General features: G+C 70.8%; 18 protein-coding genes. 12 read left to right on the top strand and 6 right to left on the bottom strand.

Going from position 1 to position 22,372, the window contains the following annotated elements:
- Nucleotides 1-212: 212 nt before the first annotated feature.
- From AAME72_RS00855 to AAME72_RS00830, 6 genes are all read left to right on the top strand, one after another.
- Nucleotides 213-1,202: a ribonucleotide-diphosphate reductase subunit beta gene (locus AAME72_RS00855; protein WP_314147501.1), complete on the top strand. Its 990-nt coding sequence runs from the start codon at nucleotides 213-215 to the stop codon at nucleotides 1,200-1,202.
- A gap of 146 nt (nucleotides 1,203-1,348) precedes the next feature.
- Entirely contained in the window at nucleotides 1,349-3,733 is a 2,385-nt protein-coding gene (locus AAME72_RS00850; RefSeq protein ID WP_348788371.1) for a cell wall-binding repeat-containing protein, read from the top strand.
- A 32-nt stretch (nucleotides 3,734-3,765) separates the two neighbouring features.
- Nucleotides 3,766-4,590, top strand: coding sequence for a sulfurtransferase (locus tag AAME72_RS00845; RefSeq protein WP_348790189.1), 825 nt, complete (start codon nucleotides 3,766-3,768; stop codon nucleotides 4,588-4,590).
- Between the two features lie 68 nt (nucleotides 4,591-4,658).
- Entirely contained in the window at nucleotides 4,659-5,681 is a 1,023-nt protein-coding gene (locus tag AAME72_RS00840) for a cysteine synthase family protein (protein WP_348788370.1), read from the top strand.
- A 24-nt stretch (nucleotides 5,682-5,705) separates the two neighbouring features.
- Nucleotides 5,706-7,007, top strand: coding sequence for an NtaA/DmoA family FMN-dependent monooxygenase (locus AAME72_RS00835; RefSeq protein WP_348788369.1), 1,302 nt, complete (start codon nucleotides 5,706-5,708; stop codon nucleotides 7,005-7,007).
- Nucleotides 7,007-8,455: an aromatic amino acid lyase gene (locus tag AAME72_RS00830; RefSeq protein ID WP_348788368.1), complete on the top strand. Its 1,449-nt coding sequence runs from the start codon at nucleotides 7,007-7,009 to the stop codon at nucleotides 8,453-8,455. The genes AAME72_RS00835 and AAME72_RS00830 overlap by 1 nt, the downstream gene beginning before the upstream one ends.
- A gap of 70 nt (nucleotides 8,456-8,525) precedes the next feature.
- Here the strand turns inward: AAME72_RS00830 and AAME72_RS00825 are convergent, their stop codons facing one another.
- Nucleotides 8,526-9,035, bottom strand: coding sequence for a GNAT family N-acetyltransferase (locus tag AAME72_RS00825; RefSeq protein ID WP_348788367.1), 510 nt, complete (start codon nucleotides 9,033-9,035; stop codon nucleotides 8,526-8,528).
- A 219-nt stretch (nucleotides 9,036-9,254) separates the two neighbouring features.
- On the opposite strand from AAME72_RS00825, the gene AAME72_RS00820 reads away from it, so the two are divergent.
- The 4 genes from AAME72_RS00820 (at nucleotide 9,255) to AAME72_RS00805 (ending at nucleotide 12,754) form a co-directional block, all read left to right on the top strand.
- The gene (locus AAME72_RS00820; RefSeq protein ID WP_348788366.1) at nucleotides 9,255-10,154 is read left to right on the top strand and encodes an ABC transporter substrate-binding protein; all 900 of its coding nucleotides are present in this window, start codon (nucleotides 9,255-9,257) and stop codon (nucleotides 10,152-10,154) included.
- Between the two features lie 5 nt (nucleotides 10,155-10,159).
- Nucleotides 10,160-11,146 (top strand): amino acid ABC transporter permease, encoded by a 987-nt coding sequence (locus AAME72_RS00815; RefSeq protein ID WP_348788365.1) that lies wholly within the window; start codon nucleotides 10,160-10,162, stop codon nucleotides 11,144-11,146.
- Nucleotides 11,143-11,919, top strand: a complete 777-nt coding sequence (locus AAME72_RS00810; protein ID WP_348788364.1) for an amino acid ABC transporter ATP-binding protein — start codon at nucleotides 11,143-11,145, stop codon at nucleotides 11,917-11,919. The genes AAME72_RS00815 and AAME72_RS00810 overlap by 4 nt, the downstream gene beginning before the upstream one ends.
- An 82-nt stretch (nucleotides 11,920-12,001) precedes the next feature.
- On the top strand, nucleotides 12,002-12,754 hold the full coding sequence (locus AAME72_RS00805; RefSeq protein ID WP_348788363.1) for an SDR family oxidoreductase: 753 nt from the start codon (nucleotides 12,002-12,004) through the stop codon (nucleotides 12,752-12,754).
- Nucleotides 12,755-12,844: 90 nt separating this feature from the next.
- Here the strand turns inward: AAME72_RS00805 and hrpA are convergent, their stop codons facing one another.
- Nucleotides 12,845-16,705 carry an ATP-dependent RNA helicase HrpA gene (gene hrpA, locus AAME72_RS00800; RefSeq protein WP_348788362.1) on the bottom strand — a complete coding sequence of 1,287 codons (3,861 nt, stop codon included), beginning with the start codon at nucleotides 16,703-16,705 and terminating at the stop codon, nucleotides 12,845-12,847.
- 144 nt (nucleotides 16,706-16,849) lie between these two features.
- Here hrpA and AAME72_RS00795 point away from each other — a divergent pair, with 144 nt between their 5' ends.
- Entirely contained in the window at nucleotides 16,850-18,418 is a 1,569-nt protein-coding gene (locus AAME72_RS00795) for a long-chain fatty acid--CoA ligase (protein WP_348788361.1), read from the top strand.
- Between the two features lie 82 nt (nucleotides 18,419-18,500).
- On the opposite strand, the gene AAME72_RS00790 is transcribed toward AAME72_RS00795, so the two are convergent.
- The 4 genes from AAME72_RS00790 to AAME72_RS00775 form a co-directional block, all read right to left on the bottom strand.
- Entirely contained in the window at nucleotides 18,501-18,911 is a 411-nt protein-coding gene (locus AAME72_RS00790; RefSeq protein ID WP_348788360.1) for a hypothetical protein, read from the bottom strand.
- A 34-nt stretch (nucleotides 18,912-18,945) separates the two neighbouring features.
- Nucleotides 18,946-19,188, bottom strand: coding sequence for a toxin (locus AAME72_RS00785; protein ID WP_348788359.1), 243 nt, complete (start codon nucleotides 19,186-19,188; stop codon nucleotides 18,946-18,948).
- Nucleotides 19,185-19,445 (bottom strand): ribbon-helix-helix domain-containing protein, encoded by a 261-nt coding sequence (locus tag AAME72_RS00780; protein WP_348788358.1) that lies wholly within the window; start codon nucleotides 19,443-19,445, stop codon nucleotides 19,185-19,187. Before AAME72_RS00780 ends, AAME72_RS00785 begins: the two co-directional genes overlap by 4 nt.
- A gap of 130 nt (nucleotides 19,446-19,575) precedes the next feature.
- The gene (locus AAME72_RS00775; RefSeq protein ID WP_348788357.1) at nucleotides 19,576-20,409 is read right to left on the bottom strand and encodes an aldo/keto reductase; all 834 of its coding nucleotides are present in this window, start codon (nucleotides 20,407-20,409) and stop codon (nucleotides 19,576-19,578) included.
- A 37-nt stretch (nucleotides 20,410-20,446) separates the two neighbouring features.
- On the opposite strand from AAME72_RS00775, the gene AAME72_RS00770 reads away from it, so the two are divergent.
- Nucleotides 20,447-22,324 carry a DUF255 domain-containing protein gene (locus AAME72_RS00770; protein ID WP_348788356.1) on the top strand — a complete coding sequence of 626 codons (1,878 nt, stop codon included), beginning with the start codon at nucleotides 20,447-20,449 and terminating at the stop codon, nucleotides 22,322-22,324.
- Nucleotides 22,325-22,372 lie beyond the last annotated feature (48 nt).

Raw genomic sequence — 22,372 nt, 5'->3', positions numbered from 1 at the left:
CAGCACCCGCGTCGAGGAGTACTACGTGCCGGTCGACCCGATGGACGACCTGCAGTGCGAGTCCTGCCAGTGACCCGACCCGGCAACCGAGCCTGAGCAATAGAGGAGAGAGAAACACCATGGGCATCCTGGGAACGGGAATGCCGGTGAGTGGAGTCCTGCTGCTCGTCAGCCGGTGAGCAAGTAGAAGTGAGCGAGGAGAGAGAAACACCATGGGCATCCTGGGAACGGGAATTGAAGAGGGCCTGCTGCTGAAGCCGGTCAAATACCAGTGGGCGATGGACCTGTACGACCAGGCCGTCGCGAACACCTGGTTCCCGAACGAGATCCAGCTGGGCGAGGACATCGCGGACTTCAAGAAGATGACCGACGAGGAGCGTCACGCGGTCACCTTCCTGATGAGCTATTTCAACCCGAACGAGCTCCTCGTGAACAAGGCCCTCGCCTTCGGCGTGTATCCCTACATCAACGCGGCCGAGGCGCACCTCTACCTCGCCAAGCAGATGTGGGAGGAGGCGAACCACTGCATGTCGTTCGAGTACGTCCTCGAGACGTTCCCGATCGACCGCGAGCAGGCATACAACTCCCATGTCGACGTGCCGTCGATGGCGAAGAAGGAGGAGTTCGAGGTCACCTTCATCAAGCGGATGACCGAGCAGGCGCTGGACATCACGACGACCGAGGGCAAGCAGGACTTCATCCGCAACCTCATCGCGTACAACGTGATCCTCGAGGGCATCTGGTTCTACTCGGGCTTCATGGTGGCGCTCTCGTTCCGTCAGCGGAACCTGCTGCGCAACTTCGGCTCGCTGATCGACTGGGTGGTGCGCGACGAGTCGCTGCACCTCAAGTTCGGCATCAACCTCATCCTCACGGTGCTCGAGGAGAACCCGGACCTGCAGACCCCGGAGTTCGCCGCCGAGATCAAGCAGATGATCCTGGACGCCGTGGAGATGGAGGAGCAGTACAACCGCGACCTCCTGCCCGGCGGCATCCTGGGCCTGAACGCCAACTACATCAACCAGTACGTCAAGTACCTGGCCGACCGCCGCCTGGAGGAGCTGGGCTTCGAGGCCGAGTACAAGGTCTCCAACCCGGCCAAGTGGATGGCGACCGCCAACGACACGCTGGAGCTCGTGAACTTCTTCGAGTCCACGAACACCTCGTACGAGTCCAACGCGAAGGCGTCCACCGGCCGCTGAGCGGAGACACCGCAGGCAGGGTTCCCGCACGAACGGGTGGCTTCCAATTCTCGAAGTCACCCGTTTTTGCGCGTCTGCAGGTATTTCGGCCCCACTAGGATGCACCTGGGCTCGGCGCTCGAGCCCGCCTATCTCAAGGGGGAACGATGATTCGTCGCGCAGGTGCGGCCGTGACTCTGGTCGCGGCGATCGGTCTGCTTGCGGGGTGCGCGAGCGCGCCCACCGCACCGCAGGCCGTCGGCAGACAGGCGGAACCGGCAGGGCTCACGGCGCCGAAGCCGTCGACACCCGCCGACACCGGTACCCCGGCCCCGGCGCCGGCACCGGGCCCGGGCGGCGCAGCCGACACGACGCCGCAGCCGGGCGGACCGTCCGACCTGCCGCAGGGCCTGAGCGCGGCGGTCCAGCGCGACCTCGGCATCTCGCCCCAGCACTACCTCGACCAGGCGCAGACGGCCGCGACGGCCTCGAACATCCTGCCGGCGCTCGAGAAGAGCGGCGTCAAGGCCGCCGACGTCTGGATCGACGACACGACGATCCGCGTGCACACGACGAGCGCCACACAGGAGCGCGCGGTCTCGGCCCTCGGCGCCGACCCGACCGCCGCGACGCCACCGACGGCGCCGGAGGTCTCGACCTCCTTCTCGTCGTACGACAACCTGGACAACGGCCAGGGCTGGTACCTCGAGCTGAACGCCGACTACATCTCCATCTGCTCGACCGGCTTCAACGGATACCGCTCGGGCGCGAAGGCGCTCGTCACGGCCGGCCACTGCCTGCTCGCGAACGACCCGGTTCCCGCCGACCCAGTGACGGCCTACCGCTACAACCAGACCAAGCCGAACCAGGACGCGACCGCGGCCGGCCTGCCGATCGGCAACCTCGACTCCACGTCCTTCCAGTTCGGAGGCGGACGCGACGCCGGCATCATCCCGGTGACCGGCGGCGCGCAGACACCTCGCCCGCTCACCTCCACCTGGAACGGCAGCACCCTTCCGGTGCGCGGCACGATCACCGCCACCAATGGCGCCTCGATCTGCAAGTCCGGACGCACCACCGGCTGGACCTGCGGCAAGGTCGTCGCGGTGAACGAGACGGTGACCGTCGACGACACCAAGACGGTCAACTCGGTGGTCACCACGATGTGCATGTACCACGGCGACAGCGGCGGCGCGGCGATGATCGGCAACTACGCGGTCGGCATCAACTCCGCCGGGTCGTGGTCCTCCGTCGCGTGCAAGGACAAGGGCGCCTTCTCCACGGTCTTCCCGATGCAGGGCGCGCCGGACAGCGTGATGAGCGCGCACCCGGACTGGGAGCCGGCGGTGCAGCTGGACGCGCCGACGGTCGCGACCTCCGCCGGGGCGGCGGGTTCCGCCGCGGTGACCGGCAAGCTCACCAACGCGACGACGGCGGACTCCGTGTCCGTCTCCGTCGACGGGACGCCCATCGGCACCGCGCCGGTCGCCGCCAACGGCACCTGGAGCGTGCCCGCCACCTCCGTCACTGCTGGGATGCACCTGGTCACCGCGGTCTCCCGTTACGGCGCGAACAGCGCGTCGGCGACCACCACCGCGGCCGTGCAGGTCGGCTCGGTCTCCTCCCGCCGTCTCTCGGGCCTTGACCGGTACGCGACGGCCGCGGCGGTCTCGCAGGCCGGGTTCCCTGACTCGTCGACCCCGGTGAAGACCGTGTACATCGCCAGCGGCGAGAACTTCCCGGATGCCCTCGTGGCAGGTCCGGCCGCCGCCGCGGAGGGCGGCCCTGTGCTGCTCACCAAGCCCACCACCCTGCCCACCGTCATCGGGACGGAGGTGCAGCGCCTGAACCCGGGGAAGGTGATCATCGTCGGCGGCACGGGCGCGGTGTCGGCCGGTGTCGAGAAGAGCCTGAGGACCCTCCTCCCGGACGCCACCGTCGAGAGGCGACAGGGCGCCGACCGGTATGCGACGGCGCGCGCCGTCGTCGCGGGTGCGTACACCGGCACGCCGATCGCGAACCTCTACATCGCGACCGGCCAGGACTTCCCCGACTCGCTGTCGGCCTCCGCGGCCGGTGCCTTCAACGGTTCGCCCGTGCTGACGATCCCCGGCAACGCGAACACCCTCGACGCCACGACGAAGGCCTTCATCCAGAGCCTGCACCCCGCCGCCATCTCGGTGGTCGGCGGAACCGGTGTGGTCACGGCGCCGATCTACACCCAGCTGGCGGGCCTCGTCACGGGTAGCGCGGCCAACCTGCACCGGTACAGCGGGCCGGACCGGTTCAGCACGTCGCAGGCCGTTGCGCAGGCCGCCTTCCCCGCGGGGAGCGGCGGCACGGTGCTGCTGGCCAGCGGCCTGAACTATCCGGACGCGCTGGTCGGCTCCGCCCTCGCGGGCGCCCTGCACCAGCCGATGCTGATCACCCTGCCGACCTGCGTCGCGAACGCCACCGCGCTCACCATGGGCGGCTGGAAGACCACCGCGATCACCCTGCTCGGCGGGGCCGGCTCCGTCTCCGATGCCGTGGCCGGGATGAAGCGCTGCTGACCCGTGGATGCGAGGATGGTCCGGTGACCCCGTTGATCGACGCAGCCGAGCTCGCCGGCCTCCTCGCATCCACCGCACCGCCCCGGGTGCTCGACGTCCGCTGGAAGCTCGGCGGTCCTCCCGGGGCAGAGGAGTTCGCGAAGGGCCACATTCCCTCTGCCGTATACGTCGACCTGGACACCGAACTCGCCGGCCACGGCGAGCCGACGGACGGCCGGCATCCGCTTCCGGATGAGGCCGACTTCCAGGCGGCGGCTCGGCGCTGGGGACTCCGGAGCGGCGATGCCGTCGTCGTCTACGACGCCGTCTCCGGCACCTCGGCCGCCCGGCTGTGGTGGCTCCTCCGGCACGCGGGCGTCAGCGACGTGCGCGTCCTCGACGGCGGTCTCGAGGCCTGGGTCGCGGCCGGCGGCCGGCTGGGGGCGCAGGGAGCGCGTCCGGAGCCCGGCGACATCCGGCTGCGGTTCGGCGCGCTTCCGACGCTCGACGCCGACGCGGCGGCCGCGCTGCCCGGGCGCGGGGTGCTGCTGGACGCCCGCGCCGGCGAGCGGTTCCGCGGCGAGGTGGAGCCGGTCGACCCGCGCGCCGGGCACATCCCCGGGGCGGTGAGCGCGCCGACCTCCGCCACGCTGGCGCCCGACGGGCGGATGCTCGCGGCGCCGGAGCTGGCCGCGCACTTCGCGGCGCTCGGTGTCGGCCCGGACACCGCGGTCGGCGTCTACTGCGGGTCCGGTGTCACCGCCGCCCACGCCGCGCTCGCGCTCGAAGCGGCGGGACTCCCGGTGCCCGCGCTGTATCCCGGCTCGTTCTCCGCCTGGTCCAACGACCCGTCCCGCCCGGTCGCGACCGGGGCCTGAGCGCGGCCGCCCTGTAATACGGGGCAACAGCGGGTGCGCATCCCAGGATGCGCGCCTATCGTTCCTGCATGACCACGCTCCACCTCCGCGCCGCCGACGCCCCCGGGAATCTGCCCCTGGGCGAGGTCTGCGATTCCGCCGCGGCGCTGATCGGCAACACACCCGTGGTCGAGCTGCACGCGCTGCCCGCGGGTCTCGAGTCGCGCGTGCTCGTGAAGCTCGAGGGCCGCAACCCCGGCGGCTCGTCGAAGGACCGCATCGCGCTGAACATGATCCGCACGGCGGAGGCAGCCGGCGCGCTGGCACCCGGGGCGACGATCGTCGAGGCGACCAGCGGCAACACCGGGATCGGCCTGGCCCTGATCGGCAGGCTCACCGGGCATCCCGTCGTGATCGTGCACAGCTCCGACATCTCGGACGAGAAGCGCAAGGTGCTCGCCGCCTACGGCGCACGGCTGGTCGAGGCCGACTGGGAGGCGGGGCCGGACGACCCGGCGAACCCGCGGGCCGTCGCCGACCGCATCGCGGCCGAGACCCCGGGCGCCTGGCGGCCCGCCCAGTTCGCGAACGCCGCGAACCCGGAGGCGCACTACCGCGGCACCGGGCCGGAGCTGTGGCGGCAGACCGGCGGTCGGATCACCCACTTCGTGGCGTCCATCGGCACCGGTGGGACCGTCAGCGGCACCGGCCGGTACCTCAAGGAGGTCAGCGACGGCCGCGTGCGCGTCGTCGGCGCCAACCCGGTCGGCTCGACCTACGGCGGAGGACAGGCCGGCCGCATCCTCGTCGACGGCGTCGGCACGGCGTGGCCGCGCGACTTCTGGCCGGACACCTTCGATCCGGCAGTCGTGGACGAGGTGCACACGATCGAGGACGGGGTCGTCTATCGGACGCTCCGCCGGCTCGCCGCCGAGGAGGCGCTGCTGCTCGGGCCGTCGTCCGCGCTCGCGGTGGCGACAGCGCTGCGGCTGGCCAGGGAGGCGGCACCGGACTCCGTGATCGCGGCCATCGCCCCGGACGGCGGGATCAACTACCTCACCAAGGCGTTCGACGACGCGTGGCTCACCGCCGCGGGCGTCGGCGCCGACTGACGAAAGGCGCGACGGGCGCAACCCATGGCACTTCTGCACTTCGGCTGGTTCCTCGGCGCGGGCTTCGGCGTCCAGGGCTGGGGCGATCCCACGTACGGCATCGGCTACGACTGGCGGCAGCCTCCCGTGTATCAGGACGCGGCGCGCGCGTTCGAGGGCGCCGGCTTCGACCTGTTCATCATCGAGGACGGCGTCGCCGTCCCCGACACTTACGGCGGGACGGCCGAGGTGAACCTCGCGGCCGCCCGCTTCGTCCCCAAGCACGACCCGCTGCCCCTGGTTCCGTACCTGCTCGGCGCCACGAGCCGCCTCGGCGTCGTGCCGACCCTGAGCGCGAGCTTCTACGAGCCGTTCTCCGCGGCCCGGCTGTTGAGCACGCTGCAGCACTTCGCGGGCGGCCGGCTCGGTTTCAATGTGGTGACCAGCGGCTCCGATCTGGCGGCGCAGAACTACGGTCTCGACAAGCAGGTCGAGCACGACCTGCGCTACGACCGGGCTGACGAGTGGGTCGAGGTCGTCCGCAAGCTCTGGCGCAGCTGGGAGCCGGACGCCATCGTCGAGGACGCCGCGAACGGCGTCTACGCCGACTTCCGCAAGGTACACACGATCGACCACGAGGGCCGGTTCTTCCGCGTGCGCGGGCCGCTGAACACCGCCCCGGCGGCGGAGGAGCCGGTGATGGTGCAGGCGGGCGCCTCCGGCCGCGGCCGAGACTTCGCCGGCAAGAACTCCGACGTGGTGCTCGCCCTCGCCTCGACCCCGGAGCGGATGCGCGAGTACCGGGACGGCATCCGCTCGGTGGCGGCCGAGCACGGCCGTGACCCGGACGCGATCCGGGTGCTGTTCGTCGTCCAGCCGATCCTCACCGCCAACGCCGAGGAGACGGCGAGCGTCCGTGCCGCCCGGGCGGAGCTGACGCAGGCCGCGATCGACGAGCAGCTGCAGTCCATCTCCTACCTCTCGGGCGTCGACTTCAAGACGTTCGATCTGGACGCGCCGCTCCCGGAGGTCTCGACGAACAGCAATCGCGGCACGCTGGAGAACTTCGTGCGCTCGGCCCCGGAGGGCTCGACGCTGCGCGAGATCCTGCAGACCAGGGCGAAGAAGGACGGCCTGGCGATCGTCGGCACCGCCGACGAGGTGGCCGACCACCTCGCCGAGCTGGGCGAGGCCGTGGGCGGCGACGGCTTCCTGTTCACCGGGCAGGTGCATCCCGCGAACGTGCACCGGACGCTCGACCCGCTGGTCCCGGCGCTCCGCCGGCGCGGGGTGCTGCGCGAGGAGCTGGGCGACGGCGGACTGCGGCAGAACCTGCTGGACTTCTGATGGTCGTCCGCTTCGGCGACCGGCCGCCGACGGTGGACGACATCGTCGCGATCGCGGCCGGCGAGCGCGTCGAGCTCGGGGCCGACGCGCTGGAGGTGCTGGTCGCGTCCCGCGCGGTCGTCGAGCGCGCCATCGCTGCGGGGGAGCCCGTCTACGGACTCAACAGGCGGCTCGGGGCGGGCAGGGACGAGGCCGTCGACCCGGCCGAGTTCGCCGCCTTCCAGCGCCGGACGATCGCCAACCACCGCGGCGGCGTCGGCGATCCGCTGCCGACGGAGGAGGCGCGTGCCGTCGTCGCCGCGCGGCTCGCGGGCTTCACCCGCGGCGGCGCAGGGGTGCGGCCCGAGCTCGCAGAGGCGTACGCCGGGATCCTGAACGCGGGGCTGGCGCCGCGCATCCCATCGCGGGGCAGCGTCGGCGCGGCCGACCTGACGATGCTCGCAGAGGTGGCGGCGGTGGTCACCGGGGAGGGGCGCGTGCTTCCGGACGAGCCGGCCCTGCGCGCCCTGGTCGCGGCGGGGCTGCGGCCCATCGAGCTCGCGGCGCACGAGGCGCTCGCCGCCCTCAGCTCCAATGCGTACAGCGTCGGGGTCGGAGCGCTGGCCGTGACAGTGGCGGAGGGGCTCTGCGAGGCGGCGGATCGTGCGGTCGCGCTGTCCCTCGAAGCGGTGGGAGCATCCGGACCGGCCGGCAATCTCAGCCCCTTCTCCGCCGTCGTCGCGGAAGCGCGCGGGGGAGCAGGCCAGATGGCCTCGGCAGCGGAGGTGCGCGCCGCCCTCGACGGCAGCGCCCTGCACGACGCCGATCGCACGGTGTCGGTGCAGGATCCGCTGGCCTTCCGTTCCGCACCGCAGCTGCACGGCGCGCTCCGCGAGGCGGTCGCGCGGCTGCGCGCCGAGGTGGATACGGAGCTCGCCGCGCGCGCGGAGAACCCGGTCGTCGACGCGGCGAGCGGCCGGATGGTCTCGGGAGGCAACTTCCAGGCGCTGCCGCTCGCGCTCGCGCTGGAGAACCTGCGGCTGGCGCTCGCGCACGTTGCGGCGGCATCCGAGCGGCGCACGGCCGCGCATTCGGCCGCGCTCGCGCCGGCGCGGTCGGCCGGGCGCACGCGCATCCCGGGACTCCTCCTCTATGCGGCCGCGGACGCCGCCGCCGAGGTGCGGCACCTGGCCGCGCCCGCGACCCTCGCGTCGACGACGCTCTCCGGGGTCGAGGACCATTCCTCGCTCTCCCCGCTGGCCCTGCGCCTTCTGCAGCGTTCGCTTGCGCTCACGGGCGAGGTGCTCGCGGTCGAGGCGCTGCACGCCGCCGACGCACTCGCCGTGACGGGCGTCACGCCGACCGGCGCGGGCACCGCCCCGCTCGCCCGCGGCCTTGACGACCTCGTCGCACGCACACTCCCCGCCGCCGACCTCACCCGGCACGCCGCCTCCCTCCTCGCCCCATAGGCGGCCGAGCACAGGAAAAGTGTCGCGATCCGGCCGGGATCGCGACACTTTTCCTGTGCTCGGCGGCCCCTCAGAGGGACTTGCGGAAGCCGAGGTAGGAGACCTCTTCCCAGTCGCCGTCGAGGTCGAACAGCGGGGTGTAGCCGAGGGAGAGGTACAGGCCGACGGCCTCGGGCTGACGCGCGCCGGTCGTGAGGACGACGGTGTGCACGCCCCGACGGGCCGCCTCCGCCTCGAGCTCGGTCATCACGCGGCGGGCGAGGCCCTGGCGGCGGAAGCCGGAGTGCGTCCACACCCGCTTCACCTCGACGACGCCGTCGCCCTCGCGCATGAACGCGCCGCCGGCGACCGGCTGCCCGTCGGCGTCCACCAGCAGCAGGAACGTGCCGCCCTGCTCGGCGGTGAAACGCTCAGCCGGGTAGCGGGACAGCTCGACGGAGGAGGGGATGCCGTCGTTCAGTCCGTAGCGCTGGTCGTACTCCCGCGACAGCTCCTCGACGAGGGGCGCGGCGAGCGGGTCGTCCGGGCGCGTCACGACGACACGCGCGGTGCTGGCGAGGCCGGGTTGCGATTGGGTCACGTCCCGACCCTAACCCGGACGCGGGCGATGACGGGTTCGGTCGTCACACGGCGTCGCCCACGACGGAATCCGCGCAATGAAACACGAAATGTTCTCGAAACGTGCAGGAAAAGGGGCGTTTCACGCGCGAATTAGTATGCATGCAATGCATGCAGCCTGGGGTATTCTCCCCTTACCCGTCCTGCATACCTTGCACCAGGAAGAAGGATAACTACCATCATGCGCATCCGAATTGCGGCCCCTGCGGTCGCTCTCGCCGCCGTCGCCGCGCTCGCGCTGACCGGTTGTGTCGACAACTCCACGCCCTCCGGCGGTTCAACGACGAACGCCGCGTCCAGTGTGAAGAAGGACGACACTCTCGCCAATCAGCTGCCCGACAAGATCAAGTCCGCCGGAAGCCTCACCGTCGGCATGGACAACACGTACCCGCCGAACGAGTACAAGGACGACAACGGCCAGCCCGTCGGCTGGGAGGTCGACTTCACCAACGCCATCGCCGCGAAGCTGGGGCTGAAGGTGAACTACGCGATCGCGAAGTTCGACAACATCATCCCGAGCGTCACCGGAGGCAAGGACGACTTCGGCATGTCCTCGTTCACGGACACAACCGAGCGCGAGCAGCAGGTCGACTTCGTCAACTACTACAACGCCGGCATCCTCTGGGCCTCCGCCAAGGGCAAGACCGTCGACCCCGACAACGCCTGCGGCCTGAAGGTAGCCGTGCAGTCGACGACGTACGAGGACACCGACGAGGTCCCCGCCAAGTCGAAGAAGTGCACGGACGAAGGCAAGCAGCCGATCCAAGCGCTCCGCTACGACAACCAGGACGACGCGACCAACGCCGTCATCCTGGGCAAGGCCGACGCGCTCAGCGCGGACTCGCCGGTGACGCTGTACGCGATCTCCAAGTCCAACGGCAAGCTCCAGGAGGCAGGAAAGACCTTCGACGAGGCGCCGTACGGCATCCCGGTCGCGAAGAACTCGAAGCTCACCCCGGTGCTGCAGAAGGCCATCCAGGCGCTGATCGACGACGGCACCTACAAGAAGATCCTCGACAAGTGGGGCGTCGCCGACGGCGCCGTGACCACCGCCGAGATCAACGCCGCCTCGAAGGGCTGAGTTCCATGTCGCAGGGCACCCCTGCCGGACCGGCGACGGGTTCCGTCCCGTCGCCGGCCGGCGCCCCGCCGTCCGAGCCGATCAAGGCGATCAAGCTCAGGCACCCCTGGCGGATCTTCTTCGCCGTCGTGCTGATCCTGCTCCTGGTGTGGTTCGTCGTGGACGCCGCCCAGCGCGATGCCTACGGCTGGCAGTACGTGGGCAAGTACGTGTTCGACAAGCGGATCAGCGCCGCCGCGCTCGTGACGCTCCAGCTGACGGTCTACTCGATGATCATCGGCGTCATCCTCGGCCTGATCCTCGCGGTCATGCGGCTCTCGCCGAATCCGGTGGTGAAGTCGATCGCCTGGCTGTACCTCTGGGTCTTCCGCGGGACGCCTGTCTACGTGCAGCTGGTCTTCTGGGGCCTGTTCTCGCTGATCTACCCGCACCTCTTCCTCGGCGTGCCATGGACGAACCTGGGCGTGAACCTCGACCTGGGCTTCATGCAGAACGCGTTCATCATCGCGGTCATCGGCCTCGCGCTCAACGAGGCGGCGTACATGGCGGAGATCGTGCGCGCCGGCCTGCTCTCGGTCGACAGCGGCCAGGAGGAGGCGGCGACCGCGCTCGGCATGTCCTGGTGGCAGACGATGACCAGGATCGTGATCCCGCAGGCGATGCGGGTCATCATCCCGCCGACCGGCAACGAGGTCATCTCGATGCTGAAGACGACGTCGCTGGTGGCGGCGATCCCGCTGACCACCGACCTGTACGGCGTCGCGCGCGACATCTCGGCCGTGACCTACACGCCCATCCCGCTGCTGATCGTTGCATCGCTCTGGTATCTGCTGTTCACGTCGCTCCTGATGATCGGGCAGTACTTCCTGGAGAAGCGGTTCTCGCGCGGCGTGAACGCGCGGCGACCCGACAAGCAGGAGCCGGCGCTCGCCACCGGTGCGCTGCCCGCCGCCGGGGCTCCCGACGGCAACGACCTGGGAGGCAAGGGATGACCGACACGACCGTGACCCCGATGGTGCTGGCCGAGGGCGTCTCGAAGAGCTTCGGCTCGAACGAGGTGCTCAAGTCCATCTCCCTGTCGGTGAGGCCGGGCGAGGTGCTCTGCATCATCGGCCCCTCCGGCTCCGGCAAGTCCACGTTCCTGCGCTGCATCAACCACCTGGAGCGGGTGGATGCGGGACGCCTCTCCGTCGACGGAGAAGTGGTCGGCTACCGGCAGCACGGCGACAAGCTCTACGAGCTGAAGCCGAAGGAGGCGAACCGCCAGCGCCGCGAGATCGGGATGGTGTTCCAGCGCTTCAACCTGTTCCCGCACATGACGGCGCTCGAGAACATCATCGAGGCGCCGATCCGGGTGAAGGGCCTGCCGAAGGCGCGCGCGATCGAGCGGGCGAACGAGCTGCTCGCCAGGGTCGGACTCGCCGACAAGGGCGACCACTACCCGTCGCAGCTCTCGGGCGGCCAGCAGCAGCGCGTCGCCATCGCGCGAGCGCTGGCGATGGACCCGAAGCTGATGCTCTTCGACGAGCCCACCTCGGCGCTCGACCCGGAGCTCGTCGGCGAAGTGCTCGACGTGATGAAGGGGCTGGCGGCGTCCGGCATGACGATGGTCGTCGTCACGCACGAGATGGGCTTCGCCCGCGAGGTGGCGGACGAGCTGGTCTTCATGGACGGCGGCGTCGTCGTCGAGGCGGGCGACCCGCGCGAGGTGCTCGCCAACCCGCAGCACCAGCGCACCCGCAGCTTCCTCTCGAAGGTGCTGTAGCCCCTCGCCATCGCTTCCGGAGTTCTGCACGCTCGCGCCCGGCGTGTCGCGTGCAGAACTCCGGAACGGATAGCATCGCGGGATGCGACCCGTCGTCTTCGTCACCGGTGCCAGTCGTCCAGGCTCGATCGGGGACGGCATCTGCCGGCGCCTCGCCGCGGACGGCTGGGACGTCGCCTTCGGCTTCTGGGACGACTACGACGCCGGGATGCCGTGGGGCACCGGCGTCCACGACGAGCTGGCGGACGACCTGCGTGCGCTCGGCGCCCGGGCCCTGCCGGTCGCGGTCGACGTCGCGCATCCGCAGGCCCCCGCCGAGGCCATCGCCCGGGTGCACGCGGGGCTCGGCCCGGTGCGCGCGCTGGTCGCCAGCCACGCGCACTCGGTGGACAGCGGCATCCTCGACACCAGCGTCGAGGCCTTCGACCGGCACTTCGCGGTGAACACGCGCGGCACCTGGCTCCTCATCAAGGCGTTCGCCGAGCGGTTCGATGGCCCGCGCGGGTCGGGGCGGATCGTTGCGCTGACCAGCGACCACACCGCGCACAACATGCCGTACGGCGCGAGCAAGGGCGCGCTCGACCGCATCGTGATCGCGGCCGCGGTGGAGCTGGCGGCCCTCGGCATCACCGCCAACGTGCTGAACCCCGGCCCGATCGACACCGGCTGGATGACGCCGGAGCTCGCCGACGCGCTCGCCGCCGAGACCGCGCTCGGCCGCCTCGGCCGCCCCGAGGACACCGCCGACCTCGTCTCGTTCCTGCTCTCCGACCGCGGCGGCTGGATCAACGGCCAGCTCCTGCACTCCAACGGCGGCTTCCACCTGCCCGTCTAGCCTCGCTTCGGGCCGCCGAGCACAGGAAAAATGTCGCGAATCGACCCGAAAGGCGACCTTTTTCATGTGTTCGGCAGCTCGCCGGGCGAATCAGGAGCCGAGGACCTTGCGGATGCGCTGGAGGGAGACGGTCTCGGCGGTGCCGAGGGACTGCGCGAACAGGGAGACGCGGAACTCCTCCAGCATCCAGCGGGCGTGCACGAGGTGCTCCGGCGCGTGCGGCGCGGGCGGGATGCGGCCGCCGGCGTCCGTGTAGAGCGCCACCGCCGTCTCCACCTGCGTCTGCCAGGCGCGGTCGCGTCCGGGGTTCGTCGGGAGCGCCTGCATGCGCTGGGTGATCCCGTTCAGGTAGCGGGGGAGCTGCGCGAGCTGCGGCAGGCCGGTCGCCGAGACGAATCCAGGATAGACCAGCCCCGCGAGCTGGCCCTTGGCGTCGTTCAGCGCGGGCAGGTAGGCCAGGGCGGTCGTGCCCGAGATCGCCTTGTCCGCGGCCCGGGCGGCGGTCAGGATTCGGGTGACGAGTGCGACGGTCTCGAACATCGAGTCCATCACCACGCCGGAGACCCGGTCGCGCACCGCCTCGAACTCGGCCCGCATGAACAGTTGGCCGTCCGGCTTCATCCGGTACAGCACCGAGTCGATCACCGCGAGCAGGCAGTCGTCGAACAGTGCCTTGGTATTCGGGTACGGGCTGGCCGCGAGGGTGAGCTTCTCGTTCGACGTGAGGTGCTGCTGCACGTACGCGACGGGCGACGGGATGCTCGCCAGCAGCAGCCGGCGTACGCCTCCCGGGATCGCCCGGGCCTGGTCGGCCGGCGTCGACATCAGCCGGATGCTCACGCTCTGGCCGTCGTCCACCAACGCGGGATACGCCCGGATGGTGTTCGTGGTGCCGTTCGGGCCCTTCTGCGTGCTGTCGAGGAACCGTGGCAGCTCGTCGAAGTCCCACGTCGTGAGCCCGGCGCGCTCCAGAGCGTTCGGGGTCCGCGCCTCCGCCACGCGCGCCACCGAGTCCCGCGCGCGCGACCGGAGCCGGTCCTGCAGCGCGCCGAGGTCCTTGCCGGAGGCGAGCGGGCGGCCGCGTTCGCCGATCACCTGGAAGGTCGGGCGCAGGTGCGCGGGCAGCCGCTCGAGGTCGAAGTCGCTTCCGCTGACGCGGGAGCCGGTGAGCCGCGAGATCGTCGCGGCGAGCGTGTCGGCGAGGGAGGCCGCGGGCTTCGCGCCGTCGTGTGCGCGCATCCCGGCGGCATCGGAGAGCTCGCCGAGCAGGCGCTGCGCCCAGTCGGCGGCGGGGACCACCTGGCGGCGGATCGCCTTCGGCAGCGACTTGATCAGCGCGGTCACGAGCTCGTGCCGGAGCCCGGGGACCTGCCAGTCGAAGCCGTCCGGCAGGAGGCCGGCGAGGAGGGGCAGCGGCACCTGGACGGTCACCCCGTCGTCCTCCGCGCCCGGCTCGAAGCGGTAGCGCAGCGTGAGCCGCTGGTCGCCCTGCCGCCACACGGGAGGGAACGCCTCCTCGTCGACGTCGGCGGCCTCCTCGTCGAGGAGCGCCTCCTGGGTCATCGTGAGCAGGTCCGGCGTCTCGTTCCTGGCCTTCTTCCACCATCCCTCGAACGTGCGGGTGGAGACGACGTCGGCCGGGATGCGGCGGTCGTAGAACTCGAAGACCGCCTCGTCGTCGTTCAGGATGTCGCGTCGCCTGGTGCGCTCCTCCAGCTCGCGCAGCTCGGCGCGCAGCTTCCGGTTGGCGCGGTCGAACGCCTGGTGCGAGTCCCACTCGCCGTCGACGAGTGCATGCCGGATGAACAGCTCCCGGGAGAGCTCAGCGTCGATGCGCGCGTACTGCACGCGGCGGCGAGAGATGATCGGGACGCCGTACAGCGTGACCCGCTCGTACGCGACGACCGCGCCCTGGTTCTTCTCCCAGTGCGGCTCGCTGTACTGCCGCTTGCAGAGATCCCCGGCGATCGGCTCCGCCCAGGCCGGGTCGATGGCGGCGTTGGTGCGCGCGAACAGCCGGGAGGTCTCCACCAGCTCGGCGGACATGATCGTGTTCGGCTGCTTCTTGGCGAGCGTCGATCCGGGGAAGATCACGAACCGCGCCTGCCGCGCGCCGAGGTACTCCGACTGCCGCGAGCCGCGCGCGCCGCCCTTGTTGCCGGAGGCGGTGAGGTCCTTGATGCCGATGTGCGAGAGCAGCCCGGCCAGCAGCGAGCGGTGGATGCCGTCCGGGTTCACCGAGGGCTCGCCGATCGTGAGGCCGAGCGGCTTCGCCAGCTGGCGAAGCTGCCGGTAGACGTCCTGCCACTCGCGCACCCGCAGGAAGTTCAGGTACTCGGCCTTGCACAGCCGGCGGAATGCGGAGGAGGAGAGCTCCTTCTTCTTCTCCTCCAGGTAGTTCCAGAGGTTCAGCAGGGTCAGGAAGTCGCTGGTCGGGTCGGCGAAGCGCGCGTGCTTCTCGTCCGCGCTGCCGCGCTTCTCGACCGGGCGCTCGCGAACATCCTGGATGGTGAGCCCGGCGACGATGGCCATCACCTCGCGGGAGGTGTTGTGCCGCTTCGACTCCACGACCATCCGGGCGAACCGCGGGTCGATCGGGAGCTGGGCGAGCGAGCGGCCGACCTTGGTGAGGGCGTTGGACCCGTCCTTCCCCTTCACCACCGCGCCGAGCTCCGCGAGCAGGTCGAGACCGTCCTTGATGCCCCGCGAGTCCGGCGGGGTGAGGAACGGGAACGCGGCGATGTCGCCGAGGCCGAGCGAGATCATCTGCAGGATGACCGCAGCGAGGTTGGTGCGCAGGATCTCCGGCTCGGTGAACTCGGGACGCTTCTCGAAGTCCTCCTGCGAGTACAACCGGATGGCGATGCCGTCGCTGGTGCGGCCGGAGCGCCCAGAGCGCTGGTTGGCGCTCGCCTGCGACACCGCCTCGATCGGCAGCCGCTGCACCTTCGCCCGCGTGGAGTAGCGGCTGATGCGCGCGGTCCCGGCGTCGATCACGTACTTGATGCCGGGGACGGTGAGGCTGGTCTCGGCGACGTTCGTCGCAAGCACCACCCGGCGCCGCACGCCCGGCATCGCCGAGGGCTGGAAGACGCGGTGCTGCTCGGCGGCGGAGAGCCGGCCGTAGAGCGGCAGCACCTCGGTGCCCGGCAGGTTCCTGCCGCGGATCGCGTCCGCCGCATCCCGGATCTCGGTCTCGCCGGAGAGGAAGACGAGCACATCGCCACCGGCCTCGCGGGCGAGCTCGTCGAGGGCGTCGTTGATGCCCTGCAGGTAGTCGCGGTCGGCGCCGGGGACGGGATCCGGGTCGTCCTCGTCCTCCTCCAGCTGCTCGGCGACGAGCGGCCGGTAGCGGATCTCGACCGGGAACGTACGGCCGGACACCTCGACGATCGGCGCAGGAGTGCCGTCGGCGGCGGCGAAGTGCGCGGCGAAGCTCTCCGGGTCGATCGTCGCCGACGTGATGATCACCTTCAGGTCGGGACGCTTCGGCAGCAGCTCCCTGAGGTAACCGAGCAGGAAGTCGATGTTGAGGCTGCGCTCGTGGGCCTCGTCGATGATGATCGTGTCGTATTTGCGCAGCAGCCGGTCGCGGTGGATCTCGTTCAGCAGGATGCCGTCGGTCATCAGCTTGATCCTGGTCGCCTGCGACACCCGGTCGGTGAAGCGGACCTGGTAGCCCACCAGCTCGCCGACGGACTGGCCGAGCTCCTCGGCGATGCGCTCGGCGATCGTGCGCGCGGCGATCCGCCGCGGCTGGGTGTGGCCGATCGAGGTGCGCCCGAGCTCCAGGCAGATCTTCGGCAGCTGCGTCGTCTTGCCCGACCCGGTCTCGCCGGCGACGATCACGACCTGGTTCTCGCTGATCGCGCGCGCGATGTCGTCCCGCCGCTGGCTGACCGGCAGCTCGGGCGGGAACGTGATGCGGGGGAGGGCGGCGGGGGCAGACATGAGCCCTCCAGTCTATCCGGCGGAGGGGGCGGGAGTGCAGCCGGGGCGGCCGCCCGCACGGGGGCGTTGCGGCGCGGGTGGCGGTGACGTAGGTTTCCCTCAACCCGAACGGGTCCTGTCAACGACGACGAAGGAGCCCCCGAAATGAACCACGGCTTTGCCACCATGTCGGTCGCCAGCATCCTGGCCGAGACCGCGCACCGGCTGCCCGACAACGTCGCCCTCGTCTTCGGCGGGGCGGAGATCCGGTACGGCGAGCTGTGGGAGCAGACCAGGCGCTACGCGGGGGCGCTGCGCGACCGCGGCGTCGGGCCCGGGGACCGGGTGGCTCTGATGATCCCGAACGTGCCGGACTTCCCGCGCGCCTACTACGGCGTCCTCGCGCTCGGCGCGGTGGTCGTCCCCATCCACGCGCTGCTGAAGGCGGAGGAGATCGTATACGTGCTGCGCGACTCCGGGGCGTCGCTGCTGATCTGCGCGGCCCCGCTGCTCGGCGAGGGTGCGAAGGGGGCGGCGCTCGCCGGGGTGGACACGCTCTCGGTGCTGGTGCCGGACGAGCTGGCCGACCAGCTGCCGTTCCCCCGGCTGGAGCAGGAGGCGGCCGCCGCGACGCCGATCGACACGTACCTGCCGCGCGACCCGTTCGACACCGCGACGATTCTGTACACGAGCGGGACGACCGGCAAGCCGAAGGGTGCGGAGGGCTGCCACTTCTCGCTCGTCGAGCAGGTGAACGTGCTCCTCGCCGGCGCGCTGGACGTGGAGCCGGAGGACCGCATCCTCGGCTGCCTTCCGCTGTTCCACACGTTCGGCCAGACGTGCGTGATGAACATGGGCTTCCGGGCGGGCGCGGCCGTCGTGCTCGTGCCGAAGTTCGACGGCGCGACCGCCCTGCAGCTCCTGAACGCGCACGGCTGCACGATCATGACCGGCGTCCCGACGATGTACATCGCGCTGCTGGAGGCGGCGAAGTCGAATCCGGAGCGGCCGCCGCTGCGCTACGGGATGAGCGGCGGAGCGGCCATCCCTGTCGCCGTCATCGAGCGGATGAAGGAGGTGTACGGCATCGACGTGCACGAGGGCTACGGGCTCACCGAGACCTCGCCCGTCGCGTCCTTCAATCACCGCGGGCTGCCGACCAGGGTCGGGACCGTCGGCACGCCGATCTGGGGCGTGGACGTCGAGATCGCCGACGCGGAGGTGGACGACCGGATCGAGCTGCTGCCGCGCGGGGAGCTCGGCGAGATCGTGGTGCGCGGCCACAACCTCATGAAGGGGTACCTGAACCTGCCGGAGGCGAACGCCGAGGCGGTCGTGGACGGCTGGTTCCGCACGGGCGACCTCGGCACCAAGAGCGACGACGACTACATCACCATCGTGGACCGCAAGAAGGACATGATCGTGCGCAACGGCTACAACGTGTACCCGCGGGAGGTGGAGGAGGTGCTGTCGACGCATCCCGCCGTCGCGATGGTGGCGGTGTTCGGCGTCGCGCACGAGACGCACGGCCAGGAGATCATGGCCGCGGTGACGCTGATGCCGGGCACGAGCGCCGAGGCGGAGGACCTGCTGGCGTTCGCTCAGGAGCACGTGGCGGCGTACAAGTTCCCGCGCCGGGTGGAGATCCTGGAGGCGCTGCCGCTCGGGCCGAGCGGCAAGGTGCTCAAGCGCGAGCTGGTCGCCCGCTACGAGGCGGAGACCCCGGTCGCCTGACCGTCGAGTACGCAGAAAATGCGCCCGAAACCGACGAGTACGGAGAGAATCTTCGTACTCGCGGGCTTCGCGCGGGCTGGGATCAGGGGGCGACGTCCATGCTGTGCAAGCGGTAGGAGGAGTGCAGGTAGAACACGGCGAGCAGCGCGTACGCCAAGAACGCGACCGCGGGCACGAACGCGTTCTCCGGCTTGCTGGAGAACGCCCCGACACCGGCGATGAACGCCAGGAAGGCGAGGATGCCGCCCAGCCAGAAGCCGGCCGCGGGGCGCGCGGTTGCCCGCCACCAGGCGCGCGGGTCGTCGCGGTTCTCGCCGGCGCCGCGGAAGGTGCGCACGCCCACGATCACGTAGGCCACGTTGAGCACGGCCACGATCAGCACGTCGATCGTCGGGTTCAGGTACGGAAAGAGGAACAACCCGTTCAGCACAAGGATGAGCCCGAACACGCCGACGATGTAGATGATCTTCCCGGTGATCGTCGTAATCCTCACCCCGCGAGCCTAGCCGCGGAAGCACGAAGCACGGTCAGTCGAGAAGCTCGTAGTACGCCGGTCGCGCCTTCATCGCGTGGATGAGCAACTCCTCGCCGCTGTCGAAGCGTAGGACGACGAGTTCGAGCAGGCGGCCCGCTGCGTCGAAACCGAGTCGGAATTCCCGCGCGGGGCTCTCATCGTCGAGGTCCGAAAAGAAGACGGCGTGCTCGGCCGCGTAGATGCCGTCGGTTTCGCTGATGTCGTGTTTCAGGGCCGACCTGTGCGCCCGGATCAAGCGGCGTCGATCCACGCCTTCACGGCGGCACGGATCGCCTCGGACCGGCTGACGTGATCGTGCGCGGCCCTGGCGCTCAGCGCATCCAAGAGTTCCTTGTCCATGCGCACGGGCACCACAGCGCCGGCCGTCGTGCCGACGGGCTTCCGTCCGCGCTTGCGCAGCTGGGGGACGGAATAACCCGCCTCGGCCTCGTCCGCCCATCGCTCGATCTCGGCGTCGCTGACCGGGCGCCCGTTCACCGTCTCACCATCCACGCACAAATCGTATTACACAATTCGAAAGTTCGGTACCCTCAGCACGAAGCGCACGTCGTTGTCGCTTTTCGCGGGCGAAAGCGACAACGACGTGCCCTTCGGCAGCCGAGGTGCGAGGTGCGAGGTGCGGTCAGTTGACCTCGTCGGGGTGGGCGCTGACGCGGCCCTCCCGCTCCATCGCCGAGATCGCGGCCACCTCGTCGGCGGTCAGCTCGAAGTCGAAGACGTCGAAGTTCTCGGCCATCCGCTCCCGGCGGTTGGACTTCGGGAACACGATGTTGCCGGTCTGCAGGTGCCAGCGGATGACGACCTGGGCCGGGGTCTTGCCGTGCGCCTCGGCGGGGCCTGCGACCTCGGGGGCGTCGAACAGCGGGTACTTGCCCTGGCCGAGCGGGCCCCAGGCCTCGATGTGGATGCCGTGCTCGCGCGCGAACGCGGTGACCTCCGGCTGCTGGTGCGCCGGGTGCAGCTCGATCTGGTTGACGGCCGGCACGATGTCCGTGTTCGCCAGCAGTTTCTCCAGGTGCGGGACGAGGAAGTTGGAGACGCCGATCGCCTTCGCGCGGCCCGAGGCGTAGATGGTCTCCAGCGCCTTCCAGGCCTCGACGAAGGTGTCCTTCTGCGGGGTCGGCCAGTGGATCAGGTACAGGTCGACGTAGTCGAGACCCAGCTTGGCGAGCGACTCGTCGAACGCGGCGGGCGCGTCCGTCTGCCGGTCGTTCCACAGCTTGGTGGTCACGAAGAGCTCGTCGCGGGGGATGCCGGAGGAGGCGATCGCGGCGCCGACGCCCTCCTCGTTGCCGTAGATGGCGGCGGTGTCGATGTGGCGGTAGCCGACCTCGAGCGCGTCGGTGACGATGCGCGTGGTCTCGGCCGGGTCCACCTTGAAGACGCCGAAGCCCAGCTGGGGGATCGTGGTGCCGTTGTTCAGGGTGAGAAGCGGGGTATTTGCGTTTGCAACCATATCCACAACGCTACCAGGACGGTCGTAGGGTGTGCGCATGGCGAATCGGCTCGCGGACGCGATCAGCCCGTACCTGCGCGCCCACGCGGAGAACCCGGTGGACTGGTTCCCGTGGGGCCCGGAGGCGTTCGCCGAGGCGCGGCGGCGGGATGTCCCCGTGCTGATCTCGATCGGCTACGCCACCTGCCACTGGTGCCACGTGATGGCGCGCGAGAGCTTCAGCGATCCGGTGCTGGCGCAGAGCCTCAACGAACGGTTCGTGGCGATCAAGGTGGACAGGGAGGAGCATCCCGACGTGGATGCCGCCTATCTCTCCGCCGCGAGCGCCTTCACCGACAACCTGGGCTGGCCGCTGACCGTCTTCGCCACCTCGACCGGCCGCGCGTTCTTCGCCGGGACTTACTTCCCGCCCCTGCCGGTGGGTGGCCGCGCCTCGTTCGGCCAGGTGCTCGACGCGGTCTGGGACGCGTGGCAGGAGCGCAGGACCGAGGTCGAGGCCGACGCGGGCAAGGTCGTCGCGGCGCTCGGCGCGGCCGCCGCCGAGGCGACGAGCGTCGCCGACCTCCCCGGCGACCGCGAGCTGGATGCGGCGGTGGCGCTCCTTGCCTCGGTGGAGGATCCGCTCTACGGCGGGTTCGGCACCGCGCCGAAGTTCCCCGTGGCACCCGTGCTCGGCTTCCTGCTGGAGCAGCCGTCCGGCCGCGACCTCGGGCTGCGCACACTGCGGAGGATGGCCGCGTCGGCCCTGCGCGACGAGCTCGACGGCGGCTTCTTCCGCTACGCGACCCGGCGGGACTGGAGCGAGCCGCACTACGAGCGGATGCTGTACGACAACGCGCTGCTGCTCGACACCTACGCGACCGCCTGGCAGCAGACCGGGGAGGCGTGGGCGGAGACGACCGCGGACGCGGTGGCCGCCTTCCACCTCGCCGTCCTGCGCCGGCCCGGCGGCGGGTTCGCGTCCGCCCAGGACTCGGAGAGCGTCATCGACGGCGCGCGGGTGGAGGGCGAGTACTACCGCCGGCCGCCCGCCGAGCGCGCCCGGCTGGAGCCGCCGCCGGTGGACGCGAAGGTGCTGACCGGTTGGAACGGCTTCGCGATCGGTGCGCTGGCGCGCGCGGCGCGCATCCTGGACCGCCCGGCGTGGATCGTCGCGGCCGGCGAGGTGGCGCGAACGCTCCTCGAGAGGCACAGGAGGGAGGACGGCACCCTGCTGCGCGCGTCGCTCGGCGAGCGCGTCTCCGACGCCGGTGCGACGCTGGAGGACTACGGCGGGCTGGCCGCCGGCCTGCTGGAGCTGTCGCTCGCGGGCGGCGACGCCGGGTTCGCCTCCGCCGCCCGCGACCTGGTCGACCTGTGCCTGGATGCGGCGGGAGCGGTGCTGGGCGGCGACTGCCCGTTCGAGACGCCGGGCGGCGGCGACCCGGTGCTGGAGGCGACAGGGCTCGCGGTGCGCGTCGATCCCTCCGAGGGGGCGTACCCGTCGGGGCTCAGCGCGATGGCCGGCGCGGCGCACACGCTGTTCCTGATGACCGGCGACCGGCGCTACGAACGCGCGGCCCGCGAGGGGATGCGCCTGGTCGCGGGCCAGGCGACGGGCGCGCCGAACGCGTTCGGCGCCTCCCTCGCCCTGATGTCGCGGCTCGCGCGGGATGCGGTGCAGCTGGTGGTCGTGCGGCCGGACGGAGAGGCGGGCGCTCCGGGCGACCCGCGCGACCCGCGCCGGCTCGTCGCGGCCTCACGGACGCATCCCGCTTCCCTGGTCGCCGTGGCGACCGAGAGCCAGGTGCGCGCATTCTCCGCGGCCGGCTTCGAGCTGTTCGCCGAGCGCGCCGTCCGCGACGGCCTGCCGACGGCCTACCTCTGCCGGGACTTCGTCTGCCGGCTGCCGGTGACGGAGCCCGGCGCGCTCTGAGCCCCTCCGCTCGCCGGCCCGGTTGACAGCGCCGCCAGGGTGCGTGCT

Origin of the sequence: Leifsonia sp. NPDC080035 (assembly GCF_040050925.1) — a bacterium.
GTDB lineage: Bacteria > Actinomycetota > Actinomycetes > Actinomycetales > Microbacteriaceae > Leifsonia.
Note: the sequence above shows the minus strand (reverse complement) of the source record. Positions and strands in the feature narration are given on the sequence as shown.

Bases quoted from the DNA above. Each gene is read 5' to 3' on its own strand.
- AAME72_RS00855 (WP_314147501.1), top strand. From the start codon at position 213: ATGGGCATCCTGGGAACGGGAATTGAAGAGGGCCTGCTGCTGAAGCCG.
- AAME72_RS00850 (WP_348788371.1), top strand. From the start codon at position 1,349: ATGATTCGTCGCGCAGGTGCGGCCGTGACTCTGGTCGCGGCGATCGGT.
- AAME72_RS00840 (WP_348788370.1), top strand. From the start codon at position 4,659: ATGACCACGCTCCACCTCCGCGCCGCCGACGCCCCCGGGAATCTGCCC.
- AAME72_RS00835 (WP_348788369.1), top strand. From the start codon at position 5,706: ATGGCACTTCTGCACTTCGGCTGGTTCCTCGGCGCGGGCTTCGGCGTC.
- AAME72_RS00830 (WP_348788368.1), top strand. From the start codon at position 7,007: ATGGTCGTCCGCTTCGGCGACCGGCCGCCGACGGTGGACGACATCGTC.
- AAME72_RS00820 (WP_348788366.1), top strand. From the start codon at position 9,255: ATGCGCATCCGAATTGCGGCCCCTGCGGTCGCTCTCGCCGCCGTCGCC.
- AAME72_RS00815 (WP_348788365.1), top strand. From the start codon at position 10,160: ATGTCGCAGGGCACCCCTGCCGGACCGGCGACGGGTTCCGTCCCGTCG.
- AAME72_RS00810 (WP_348788364.1), top strand. From the start codon at position 11,143: ATGACCGACACGACCGTGACCCCGATGGTGCTGGCCGAGGGCGTCTCG.
- AAME72_RS00805 (WP_348788363.1), top strand. From the start codon at position 12,002: ATGCGACCCGTCGTCTTCGTCACCGGTGCCAGTCGTCCAGGCTCGATC.
- hrpA (WP_348788362.1), bottom strand. From the start codon at position 16,705: ATGTCTGCCCCCGCCGCCCTCCCCCGCATCACGTTCCCGCCCGAGCTG.
- AAME72_RS00795 (WP_348788361.1), top strand. From the start codon at position 16,850: ATGAACCACGGCTTTGCCACCATGTCGGTCGCCAGCATCCTGGCCGAG.
- AAME72_RS00775 (WP_348788357.1), bottom strand. From the start codon at position 20,409: ATGGTTGCAAACGCAAATACCCCGCTTCTCACCCTGAACAACGGCACC.
- AAME72_RS00770 (WP_348788356.1), top strand. From the start codon at position 20,447: ATGGCGAATCGGCTCGCGGACGCGATCAGCCCGTACCTGCGCGCCCAC.